The organism is Bacillus sp. SM2101 (genome assembly GCF_018588585.1).
GTDB lineage: Bacteria > Bacillota > Bacilli > Bacillales > SM2101 > Nanhaiella > Nanhaiella sioensis.
Genome location: NZ_JAEUFG010000028.1, coordinates 35,624 through 48,106 on the forward strand (window position 1 = coordinate 35,624; position 12,483 = coordinate 48,106).

General features: G+C 34.1%; 12 protein-coding genes. 2 read left to right on the plus strand and 10 right to left on the minus strand.

From position 1 onward, the window contains the following. Positions 1-370 precede the first annotated feature (370 nt). From JM172_RS19980 to JM172_RS20010, 7 genes are all read right to left on the minus strand, one after another. Positions 371-2,614 carry an immune inhibitor A domain-containing protein gene (locus JM172_RS19980; RefSeq protein ID WP_214484142.1) on the minus strand — a complete coding sequence of 748 codons (2,244 nt, stop codon included), beginning with the start codon at positions 2,612-2,614 and terminating at the stop codon, positions 371-373. A gap of 1,002 nt (positions 2,615-3,616) precedes the next feature. Beyond that, positions 3,617-4,021 carry a MaoC/PaaZ C-terminal domain-containing protein gene (locus JM172_RS19985; protein ID WP_214484143.1) on the minus strand — a complete coding sequence of 135 codons (405 nt, stop codon included), beginning with the start codon at positions 4,019-4,021 and terminating at the stop codon, positions 3,617-3,619. Then, entirely contained in the window at positions 4,018-4,467 is a 450-nt protein-coding gene (locus tag JM172_RS19990) for a MaoC family dehydratase N-terminal domain-containing protein (RefSeq protein ID WP_214484144.1), read from the minus strand. The genes JM172_RS19985 and JM172_RS19990 overlap by 4 nt, the downstream gene beginning before the upstream one ends. Positions 4,468-4,491: 24 nt before the next feature. Further along, positions 4,492-5,256, minus strand: coding sequence for a 3-oxoacyl-ACP reductase FabG (gene fabG, locus JM172_RS19995; protein WP_214484145.1), 765 nt, complete (start codon positions 5,254-5,256; stop codon positions 4,492-4,494). Between the two features lie 29 nt (positions 5,257-5,285). Continuing rightward, positions 5,286-6,461 carry an acyl-CoA dehydrogenase family protein gene (locus tag JM172_RS20000; protein WP_214484146.1) on the minus strand — a complete coding sequence of 392 codons (1,176 nt, stop codon included), beginning with the start codon at positions 6,459-6,461 and terminating at the stop codon, positions 5,286-5,288. A gap of 529 nt (positions 6,462-6,990) precedes the next feature. Beyond that, a complete protein-coding gene (locus JM172_RS20005) occupies positions 6,991-7,272 on the minus strand; it encodes a hypothetical protein (RefSeq protein ID WP_214484147.1) in 282 nt (93 codons plus the stop codon). 114 nt (positions 7,273-7,386) lie between these two features. Further along, complete coding sequence (locus JM172_RS20010) at positions 7,387-7,497, minus strand: FbpB family small basic protein (RefSeq protein ID WP_214484153.1); 111 nt, start codon at positions 7,495-7,497, stop codon at positions 7,387-7,389. A gap of 573 nt (positions 7,498-8,070) precedes the next feature. Here JM172_RS20010 and JM172_RS20015 point away from each other — a divergent pair. After that, positions 8,071-8,721 carry a VOC family protein gene (locus JM172_RS20015; RefSeq protein ID WP_214484148.1) on the plus strand — a complete coding sequence of 217 codons (651 nt, stop codon included), beginning with the start codon at positions 8,071-8,073 and terminating at the stop codon, positions 8,719-8,721. A 356-nt stretch (positions 8,722-9,077) separates the two neighbouring features. Here JM172_RS20015 and JM172_RS24885 read toward each other — a convergent pair whose 3' ends face one another. The 3 genes from JM172_RS24885 to JM172_RS20025 all read right to left on the minus strand — a co-directional run bounded on the left by JM172_RS24885 (position 9,078) and on the right by JM172_RS20025 (position 11,735). After that, positions 9,078-9,167 carry a putative holin-like toxin gene (locus tag JM172_RS24885; RefSeq protein WP_250886792.1) on the minus strand — a complete coding sequence of 30 codons (90 nt, stop codon included), beginning with the start codon at positions 9,165-9,167 and terminating at the stop codon, positions 9,078-9,080. 331 nt (positions 9,168-9,498) lie between these two features. Next, positions 9,499-9,663 (minus strand): hypothetical protein, encoded by a 165-nt coding sequence (locus tag JM172_RS20020; protein ID WP_214484149.1) that lies wholly within the window; start codon positions 9,661-9,663, stop codon positions 9,499-9,501. Between the two features lie 1,487 nt (positions 9,664-11,150). Next, entirely contained in the window at positions 11,151-11,735 is a 585-nt protein-coding gene (locus JM172_RS20025) for a collagen-like triple helix repeat-containing protein (RefSeq protein WP_214484150.1), read from the minus strand. A 208-nt stretch (positions 11,736-11,943) separates the two neighbouring features. On the opposite strand from JM172_RS20025, the gene JM172_RS20030 reads away from it, so the two are divergent. Continuing rightward, entirely contained in the window at positions 11,944-12,216 is a 273-nt protein-coding gene (locus tag JM172_RS20030) for a YjcQ family protein (protein WP_214484151.1), read from the plus strand. Positions 12,217-12,483: the final 267 nt, after the last annotated feature.

Below are 12,483 nucleotides of genomic sequence, written 5' to 3' on the forward strand. Positions count from 1 at the left end.
TTATGTATAAAAATATATACATAACTGACGTATGATAGAATATAAGCTTAAGTCAACATTCAGCTATTAATAATATTGAATGAAAAATATCAAATAGCATGCTTCGGAATGAATGACACAATAAAAAAAAGAGTAACTAGTACTCCTTAAATGTTCTATACTATAAATATTAACTTCAAATCGTTTTCTGAAATGAAAACTAGTTGCCTTTTTTAGTTTTTTGTATAGGGCTGTTTTCGAAAACTGTGTTATTTTTTCACTTACATAAAAGAAAAGATATCAATTATTAACTTTTATAGCCTAAATAAGGATGCTCCGAACTTAACTATAGATCAAATGTCAAGAACAGTATTTTTTTATAGTTATTTAATTAATCTCGTGTTAAAAGAATTTTACCTACACTTCTGTCATCACTTTCTCCTATAACGCGAATTTTCAAGCCATATGTCGGAATGTTACGCCCTGCATCTGCTACTTTACTGTTAAGGTAAGATTGACTGTCATCAAATAGTGTATTTTGTTGAGTAAAGTTATCCCTAATGCTTGCACCATAATAATCATCGTAGTCTAAATAGACTTTTTCCGATTGTACTAAACCAAATGCGGCATCGTGAATTTGTGTATCAGTATATGTGATGTAACCATCTGTCCAAGTGACCATTTGTTGATCAGCATCAACTACACCTAAATAACCATCTCCGGGATGATCACCAACAGCATTATTGTCCTGAGTATGATCAACGTACCATATGACCAACCCTGGCTTATACGATAAAAATACGGGTTTACTAGTAATTGGACGAATATGACTCAATGCCTTGTCTACCCCTTGATGGTTTCTCCATTCTAATAAATAGTAGTGCTCACCACTATATGTCCCTGTTGCTTTCGTGAATCCATCTAGAATTGCTGATGTCTCACCTTCTGCATCATCAAAGAAAATTTCTTCTCCATCAGTAACAACGCTAATGTCATCAACCCAAAATCCTGTTTCAACTGTGTTAGTATCTGTGAAATAATGAAATTTTAATTGGATTTTTGCACCTACAAATGCTGATAGGTCAAAAACACCATCTATCCATCCATCACTTTTCCCTGTAATTCCATGTCCGGGATTATTATTATCTTCTTCTGCCTCAGTTGTTGTTATATTCCCTTCTATGGCTACCCACTCATTAGTTCCATCCTCTTTTATTTGGACTGAAGCAAAATCCCATCCTTCTTCAATTTCATAAGAAGTTTTAAATGTAAGGAAAGCGTCAGTTGATGTATTTGTTAGGTCTAAATTAAAAACCAAATCGTTAGCTAAATAGTTGCCTCTACCGCTATAAAATGCGTAACTCCCACTATAAGGTTCTTCTATTGTAATTTCTTTATTAGGGAGTTCTATCTTAACTACATCACTATTCGTTCCTTTAGTACTTGCTTGATCAAGCAATATTTCTAGACCGTTACTATCAATATCTTCAACAGAAATTGTATTACCTGATAACCAATTACCTCCAAAAGTAGCCTGTAATATTTCCTTTGCATAAGGACTAAACCCAGGTGGTTCTGTTTGTGGGATTTCGCCTGCCCAACTACCAGAAGCCATTAGAGACCAGAAAGATATAGGTTCTCCTAACCCAGAATTTTCATATTCATCAAGTAAACCCAGAGCGTGAGCAAACTCATGTGCAAAAATAGCTGCTCCTCCTGTCGCACCTTGTATTGTATAAGAAAATCCTTTTAGATCTGTACCATCGAGATTAATTGGTTCATCAATATGCCAATAATGCGGCCAAATTGTTTCATCACTAGTAATATTATCTGACATAAAAACACCATCTTCAGCAACAGTTGATTGTACAACCATTACATAATCAATTATCCCATCGGGCTCAAAGATATTTCCATCATTGTCAAAATCATATTGATCCATCTGATCATATCTAGATAAATCAATATTGTTTGCTGCTACATCTTCTCCAAATTTTTTTAGGACATCTTCAACTAGTTCGTACCTTCGCTCATATTCATAATCTTCATTTCCATAATATGTTGAAGGTTTATCAACGGTATACCACCCAAATACTTCTCCATCAATCGTGTGACTTCCCCCAGATTGTTCCTCGTAAAATTGTTTCACGGAGATTAACTTGTCACCTTTTGGTCCTTCATAACCATTCTCTCCAAACACGAGCCCTTCAAAGTGTTCTTTATTATAGTCTTCATAATACAATTCAGTATCATTAGGTAAAATGTCATTAACAGGATGATCAGGATACTCTGCTAAAAGTACAACGACATTACTAACAGTTAGCTCCCCATTCCATGCCTCAGGATTCACCATTTGTACATCCTCAGTCAATCCCAACTTATTACCATTCCCTTTTTTAATTGCATTACTTGTCCCATTTATGCCTCTTTTTTCGTAAGTAGACTGGATAAGTTTTAATCGTTTCGATTCTTCCTTATCTAGCTCAATTTCTTCTCCACTAAAAATATAAGGATTATTTTGAGGTGGATTTTGACCTCGGGCCTTAAACTCTGAAGCACTATTGGCAATAGAAACGGACATTAAACTAATTCCTAATGATATACTAGCGATGGTAGAAATTATTGTTTTTTTCAATATGATACTCCCTTCTGTTTTTAATCTTTTAACCCAAGGAAATAATATGATTTTTTTCTATTTTTTTCAATAGTGTAAATTCACTGATTATTATGCGCAATGTAAAACTATTTTTATAGGACTATTTCAGTGTATAAATGCTAGTAGAGAACAAAAAAGCCTTGCATTCTTCTTGTTTCGTAAAAGGGGGTACTTCAAACCTGATAAACCAATATTAGGATTACATATAGATAGGTTAACTTAATAAATATAATAACCGTGCTGAAAGAAAATACTTCGTTACCAATAAGATCGCTTTTTTTAATTTTATTGCCTTCTTTTAATACTTTACATTCTTTTCGTAATCTTTATAGTTATGGCTCTTAAACTAGACAGTCATCGTTTTATAGTAGACAAAGATAGTGAAAATCTTTAACAGCGTAATTCTGCACATGAACATAGGTGGTTACTATGTTACATTTTTGATTTCTCTCTACTAGTTTGTTTGCAAAGGTATAATTATAGGAATAAAAATATGAAACATATGCAATGTGGAGGAAAGGACAAATTAACCTACAACTTACGAAATAGATGTTAACTGAGATGAATGAGGAGAAATTGTTAAAGGGTTTCTCAGAAGATATGATCTAACAATATTTAAATAAGGTACATACAATGAAAGAAACATAGTTTAGATAACAAAATCACCCCAACAATCCAATTAAATAACAAAATACATCTATAAAAAAGGCATTTAATTGGATTGTGAGGAATAACAAAATCTTTTTTGTTCGTTTTTATATCACCATCTAAAATAGGAAACTTACAAATTAACAATTTTAACATTTATAATTTTGAAGAGCATTTCATAAATAATGGCTTTTTTCCATTAATTGTTGCTATTCATTCTTAAATATTCACACGTAAATATCAATCATTCGTAGCATCTTTGATACTTTAACATAATTGAATTGTAAAAAATGTATCAGACTGTCCTATTTAGTAAACCAACAAAGTAGACTATTATTCATACGTAATAAAATGTACATTGCCCCTGATTACTTGCTTATTATGCTGATTAATGGCATTAACATCAAAATTCATCTCATTATTACAGATTTGTGTCAATGTTGCTTTCAATGTAATAATATCGTTTAAGAAAACCATACTTTTAAAGCGAATTGAATAGTCTTGAATATAACCATCTAGCAAAAAAGGGCTAAATAACTTAGATAAATTCCCCATCGTCCACATCCCATGAGCAATAATCCCTGGTAAACCTGCTTTTTGAGCTTCTTCATCAATCGTATGAATTGGATTGTAGTCACCTGAAGCACCAGCATATTTAATTAAATTTAAACGAGAAACAGGTGGTAATTCGACATCACTCAGTGCATCCCCCACCTTTAGTTCCGTCAATTCTATCACCTGTTCATCTCCTTTCGTAAGGCAGCATTAAAAACAATTGTTGACTTAGCAGTAAAAACAATGTTACCGCTTACATCTTCTCCGTAGCTTTTGAGCACTAAGAAGCCCAGCTCTCCACTATTGCTCGATTTATCATAATAATCCTCTACTTCCTGATAACAAAGTATCTCTTCATTAACAAGTAGTGGCCTTTCATAATGATACAATTCTTCACCGTGGATCAGCCCTTTCTTAGGGAGCTGCAAACCTTCAATTACACCATAATTTAATACTCTTGGAAACGTTACTGGTGCAATATTAGTTTTGTATCGAGATTCCGTCCCTACTTTCTCATCTATAAAAATAGGATGGGGATCACCAATTGCCTCAGCAAATTTTTTGACAGCTCCTCTTTCAATGGTGTTTCTATGTTTTTTAGAACGCTTGCCGATTAATTTTCTAAACAAACTATAACACCCCACAATGACTCGTTAATTTTTTGGACCTCCAGCGACGTAGATGACTTGGCCATTTACAAATGATGATTTTTCATCTGCAAAAAATGTTACAGCATTCGCAATATCACTCGGCTTACCTGTCCTTCCAACAGGGATCGTTGCTATACTAGCCTGTATTAAATCTTCAAACGATATACCAATCCTTCTAGCTGTTTCTTTGGTCATTTCCGTTTCTATGAATCCTGGCGCAACTACATTTGCAGTAACTCCATATTTACCCAATTCAATAGCTAGTGTTTTCGTAAATCCTTGTAAACCAGCCTTGGCAGCTGCATAATTTACTTGCCCACGATTTCCTAGTGCAGAAGTTGAAGAAATATTAATAATTCGCCCATAATTATTTTTCACCATATGTTTTTGAGCAGCACGAGTGACATTAAATGATCCTTTTAAATGAACATCCATAACGGTCTGCCAATCATCATCAGTCATTTTAAATAATAAATTGTCACGAATAACGCCTGCGTTGTTTACAAGTATATCTATCGATCCATATTTGTTATATACTTCATCAATCGTTGCATTTACAGCAATAGGATCAACAACATTAACGACTTTTGAAAAAACTTCGAATCCTTTTTCCTGAAATTGCTGAGAAGCTTCATATAATGCTTCTTCATTTATATCAAAAATAGCTACTTTTGCACCTTCCTGAGCAAATTGTTCAGCAATGCTTTTTCCTATTCCTCTACTTCCACCTGTGACAATTGCTACTTGATTATGAAACCTTCCTGACATGAGTTATATCTCCTTCCCAAAAAATCTTCTTAACCGAATTGTCCTACTTTTACATGGCCTTTTAATAGATTTCTAGAAATGATTAAGCGCTGTATTTCATCTGTTCCATCAAAAATCCTCCAGAGCCGTGCCTCACGGTACCACCTTTCTATTGGGAGCTCCTTCGTATATCCCATACCACCATGAATTTGCAGCACACGATCAACTACTCTATTCCCCATATTTGCTCCGTATAGTTTTGCGATAGACGCTGCATGACGATTGTCTTCACCTTGGTCCAGTGTAAATGCTGCATTTAGCACAAGCCAGCGTGCAGCTTCAATTTCAACAGCACAATCGGCAATTTGCCATTGAATAGCTTGTCTTGTAGCAATCGGTTTTCCAAATGTCTCCCTCTCTTTAGCGTAATCAATAGCCATCTGAAGCAGTCTTTCAGAAGCACCTACTGCACGTGCCCCAACTATCCATCTTGCAAAGCCTATCCACTCCAAGCCTAACTTATAGCCTCCATTAATCTCTCCAAGGATATTCTCTTCTGGTACACGTACATTTTCAAAAACTAAACTTGCAGGGCCACCTTCTCCCATCGTTAAAATTTCTTCAGATCTCCAGCCCATGTCTCTGTCAACAATAAAACACGTCACCCCATCTCTACCTGTTGCTTGATGCATTTCTTTGTCAGTAATAGCAATAACCATAACAAAATCAGCATCATTACCACCTGTAATAAACGTCTTTTCTCCATTTAAAACCCATTCATTTCCTTCTTTAACCGCTGTCATTTTTATGTTTCTAGTATCTGAGCCTGCACTTGGTTCTGTTATGGCAAAACACGATTTTTTCTCCCCATCAATGGTAGGAATTAAATACTTTTTCTTTTGTTCCTCATTTGCGTAATATAGAATGATATCTGCTGAGCCACCAAACATGAAAGGTACAAAAGTTTTCGACACTTCCATAAGAACAATTGCTAACATCATCTGCCCGAGGTCTGCTCCTCCATATTCCTTTGGTGTACTAATACCCCAAAAACCAGCTTCTTTCGCCTTTAATTGAAGCTCTTTCAATTTACTAGCAGGAAGACCTGGCTTACCTGCACGTTCATTTCTGAGAACGTCGTTTTCAAGAGGAATTAATTCTTTTTCAACAAATTTTCTAATAGTTTTTTGAACCATTTTCTGCTCATCGGTTAATCTTAAATTCATAAAATCAACTCCATATTATATTTTTTGAATTTTCCGAATTAATAAGTTATAGTCCCCCCGTTTAAATAGCGTAATATATTTTCTTCGTTTACATGAAAATAATCATTCATATTCTATATTTTTGCGAGAGAAGTAGAGAGCGTTAATGAACAGTTTATTAAGAGGCAGCCTCCTTTCACTTATTAACAGGCTCTTTGCGTCATATTTGTTGTTAAGTATCTAAATAGGCATAGCAACAATTGTATTAATTTAGCTAGTTGACATCAATTTTAAAATTTAAAATAGCAAAGATGCCACGAACGATCATTATAAGTTTTACATCCTTTGGTATGAAGGAAAATATCATGCGTAGGTAGCCTATTAAAAAGTACTATAATTATGGATTCTATATTTTTGACTTTACTCCTTTAAAAAAGTTGTTACTATTTTGACATACCCTACTATATAATTATATTTTCTCTATAAAAAAAACATTACCTTAATCGTTAATAATTTCACATTAAGGTAATGTAGACGCTACTGAGTATGCTTAAATTGTCGTAAAGGTAATTTTGTAAGTTTTTCTTTCCATTTTTACTGTAACAATTAAGTTTTCTAAAAATTGTTTAATGTTAGAGTACGCCAGATAATCATCCGCTGTTGTAACACTAAAAAAAGATTGTTTTACATTAGTTTGGCCCATAGGTTCAATGGTTGTCTCAGCTAATACTTTACGGCAAGCATTCAACTTACCAGTGCCACCACATGTTTCGCAAAATTGTATCGTACCTTTACAACCACACGGAACAACTTTTATCCTTTCAATCGCCATATTGATTCTCTCCTATCACAATTTAATTACTAGCCCTATCCACCATTTTAATTAACCAAGCATGTTAAATATCTTACTTCCGATGCCAGTCATTTTGTTGCATTTACAAATGTTTTACTTATTTCCAACATGCTTCTTATCAATGCGTTTCTCGATTTTGGCAATAGCATCCTTGTCTTTAAGAAGTTCTTCTTTGTTTTGTCTAATTAGTTGTGCTAACGGCATTTTTACTTTTTTCAATACATTCACTCACCTTTCAATTAGTTTTTCTTATTAAAGGTCAATATAATATGTTTTTAAACGATTATGATACTGTAGAAAATTATCGTGTTATGTCATGTATAGTAGATCAATATTTTTTACATTTCTTCACTCCACTTTTGTATAACCTATCAAAAAAAACCTTTACCAGAGTGGTAAAGGTTTTTCTACATATAAAGACCTTTACCGCTAGATAAAGGTCTTGCTAACAACGTTATGTCGCCAACAAAGCCGAGAGTATCAAACTCCGTAATGACGACTTTGCTGTAAAAGCTACTCCCCTTTAGGAGAAACATTAAGTTAATTTACCTATATCATAAAATAAACGATATGTCTTTGTCAATTAGTATTTTCATATTTTATGTGACAGCATATGTGATGTGGGCTTATTTTCTATTAACAAATTATTCACTACCTCATACGAAAGTTGTAGTAATACTCATCCATCTGCCTAATGCTCTGTTTAATAAAGTTTATTACAATAAACTCAACATATTATATAAAGATTTTTTTAAAAAAACAAAGGAGAGATTAAAAATGAAGATTATTGAGTTATCTATGAAAACATATAACTTAGAAAAAATGAAGCAATTTTATACAGATGTTCTGCAAATGACATTAATTGAAGAAAACGACAGGATGTTTTCTGTAATGGCTGGAAAGACGCGGCTAAACTTTGAACATGATTCACAACTTCCATTCTATCATCTTTGTTTTCGTACAAACGATCTATATTTCGAACATATATATAAAACGTTGTCAAAGAGGGATGTGTTATTACCAGATGAGTCTGGAGAAACCTCTTTATTTTGGGAAGGACAACAAGCATATTTTTATGATCCTGATGGGAATATTTTAGAAGTGCTTGTGAGACCGTTTAATGATAATGAAGAGGAACCATTCGGCTGGTTTGACGTTGGAGAAATCGGAATACCTTCCAGTTCAGTCAGACAAATGCAAGAAGTTTTGACCCCTCATGTTATCGACAAAATATATGGAATTGGTGATAATTTTGCATTTTACGGTGATACATTTGGTGTTTTTGTTTTAGTGAATGAAGGAAGACATTGGTATCCAACGGAACGCCCAGCAACGATCCATCCACTAGATATTACTATACACGGTGAGAGGTTTCTTCATTTCAAACATTCAAACCTCCCTTATACAATCACGGTTAAACCTAATTAATTATTGAAAACAGTTGGCTAATTTAGCATTGTTGCCCCAAACCCTTCACCTAACCGAGCTGTGTTTGATTTAACCTTATTACAAGACCACTCTGTAAAGGTGGTAAAATGCATATTTGCTATAGCAGATTGGACTAACATATATAACGTAACTAAAATAGACTGAGGCCTATGTAAATTGTACATTTTCCAACAATTATGATATTCTAATCATAGACAAGCAGTAACTGCATACAATAAGAAAGACCGCAAGTGTCGCTAGCACTCACGGTCTGTACAATAGACGATTCTCTAGAGAGTCGGCTTTAATAGTCTAAATAGACCACCAACCGCTCTGGCTAAAGCGTTAAGGGTGGTCTATTTGTTGTCATCTTTGTTGAACGACAGTACTGAAATAATCAGCCCGCAAAATGCAATTGCCAACATCAATGCTTCAAATACCGTCATACGCCTCACCCCCTTTCACGGGGAATGAAGCCGACCACCCTTAGAAATTCGCTATTGTATTCCAATTATACCATAGTTGCCCATATTATTGTAAGTTGGTCCCACCTTGCATGTTTATGTATAATCTCAAAAGCTCCTGTTTTTTATTAATGAATATCTGGAACTAATTGCCTTTCTAATCAATGGGTCAAAAAATTGATTTATTAGACCTATCACATTAATACAAGCTTAAATTACATGCTTACATAACATAACGTACACCCTTTATTAGCACTCTCACCTCTCTGGTTGGTACATTACTCCTTTCGTGAACGTACGGGCGGGCTACTAATTAACTGGATGTGCACTCTTTGTTCGCATCTATTTCCGGTTGGTTGATATTTAGGTTTCCAATTCCAATATTAATAATGTTTGTTCTTCTCACTACTATTAACAAAAGTAATGGAAAAAAGAAAAATCCCGCTAACACTAAAAAATCTTTTCTATGATACTTCATGTCATCTCTCCCTATTGAGTTTACTGTATTTTCTATTCAATCTGCTAAAAGCCATCATTTAACAGAATAAAACTAGCTTCAACACATAAAATCAAGCTATCTCCACTCAATTTGAGTCAGCCTACCAGAACTGATAAGTTGACCCATTCTTTGTATTGCAACTCCAAGATTCTTGATAGATTAAAACGTTGTTAGTACTTCCTATATGTTGAACTTTTTTTACTTCTCCTCTTGAGCTTGAATGGTACTTTATATAATTCAGCTCCTGAAGGTTATTGATGTAATAAATCTCCAATAAGAATGTAACGATTAGTTGTTGTAGTTTAGATTCCTTAAAATATTCCAACTGCACTTACATCTGATATACATGATAGTCGATCGGACAGTAGTAACCCAATTTCTCACTTTGATCTGTAAAGATGATCCGTTGTCCATAATGCAGCATAGAAAAATTTTGTATCTCAGTTATTTTATCCTATGGCAAATCCTCTTTTATATACTTCATTTCTACAACTGCTTGTTTCTTCATTATAAAAGACATCACCTTTCATTATTGGATATACAATCCCAATTCGACAAGAAAGGTGATTTTCCTACTATTTATATTAGAAGATTTATATACAACAAATATGTAAGAAATTCGGGAAATAAAGAAATGGCATAACTCTTATTAAGTTAATTAGATTTGTATACCGTATTTTTTCACATACAAACATCGTCAAAGAAAGAGCCCAGCCATAAAGGAGTGAGCACAATATCGTTGTATTAATTCTTCAGCTAAATAGAAACATGACTTTCTGATTCAGGAATTGGTGTATCATTTTGTCGGATGCCAAGGATGACAAATTCAACAGACTCACCAGGTTGTAACATTACCTGTGTAGAAAAGGACAATTGTTATCATCATCATCATTGAGATTGATGAAAATGTCTCCACGTGCTGGATTTCTTTCAATTGCAGCACTACCAAATACTCTTGACATTATAGTTTATGATGTCAAGAGTATTTGGTAGTGCTGCAACTCTATGGGGGTCATTATTTGATAAGAAAGTGTAATTCCCGCCATCTAGTTTGAATTACAGATAAATTGAAAAACTGAAATCGTGGAGCACCTATAACACTTGTTATTATAACGTCATAAGTTGTAGAAAATTCTTCCACATTAAAGCTAGTACACTGCTTAACAGTGTTAACTAATCCTTGTTTCCCTGGTGGCCCTTATGGCCCTTAAAGTGGTGGTGGAACTACTCTATATTTACAATCTTTTACTTTTCTATCATTATTTTCACTATATTGTATAGTTATTTGCTATAACAGGTTGGACTAATCATCTATAATGTGTCAATAATGTACGATTGTCTATGTTATCCACTAGTTCCTCTTGCTTCTATTTTGCAAACTAGATTTAAACATCATATTCACAGTTCTTCAATAAAATCATACATGCAAAAGACACTCTGGCAATTGGAGAGTACCCGTGTGTTACTTATGTGTACCTGATTATCGTTAAATATGGTCTAAAATAAGTTGGTGTTAAATTAGGAACTTCATTGATAAGGTCGGATACCTGTATAGTAATAGGTTCTCCCATCATCCCGTTATAAAGAAAAGTTTTAGATATTGGTATACCTAGATCAGAGGCGTTGTCAGGTGTATTGTCTATAATTGTACTAGATTCATCAAACAAGCTTGTTCCATTATAGATTTTAAATCCAAGTAGTTGCCCATCTCTCCCAATATCAGGATTACCGCCTTCTACTAGACAAATCATGCCGTATGTGATTTGATAAAAGCCATTCGCAGGAAGAATGATTGCGTTTGGATTATTAGCATCATTATTTATAAAGCCACCCGTACATGGTTGACTTGAATCAGTAAGCAGCACTGTTTGTGTTATATTATTTACTGCAATAGGCGTAGCGGATGTGTTAAAAAGACCGCAAATACCTAGTGCACTACCAGGTGTTCCTGGATTACCCATTGGTCCTTGTGCACCCTGCTTCCCAGGTGGTCCTTGTGCACCTTGAGCTGGTGGTGGAACTACTCTACATGTACAATTTTTATCATTCATAAGAAATTTTCACCTTCTCTAATTGTATTTATTTTACATGTATGGATATTTGCTGTAGAAGGCTGGACTATCATAATAACGTGACAAAAATGTACTTAAGTCTATGTTAATACTCCATATTTTCCAATAACCACTATAAAATATACTAGCCTTGAATAATGTTAATAACATCAATCACTTTGCTATATTTATTTTGGGAGGGATATTCATGCGTCTTATTTATAGTATTTTAAGGGAAATACATCAATCAAATTTACCTAAGGCACAAGATTACAATATGAAGTATTATGAATTTAGAAAAGTAATCCACTACATTAAAGAGCATAATTACATAAAGGGCGAAATTATTACTTTTACCGATATATTTTTAGGTGGAGCAAAACTTACTGAGGAAGGATTAGATTTTTTAGCTAATAATAAACGTTATGAAGATGAATACCCTTCAAAAAAGGATATCCCTTTTTGGGTTAGGAAAGAATAGAGAAAGTATAGGAAGATTCCTAGGTTGTACATTTTCCAACAAATATGATATTCTAATCATAGACTAGCAGTAACTGCATACAATAAGAAAGACCGCAAGTGCTCGCAACACTCACGGTCCTACAATAGAAGGTTCTTCAGAGGATCGGCTGATATATCTAAAAAGATAGACCGCAACCCTATTCCGTTAATGAACTGAACCCATAAAGTTAGACATATATATTTAGGCAGCTTCTAAGGCATGCATTCGGTATTGAACCGGACTCAT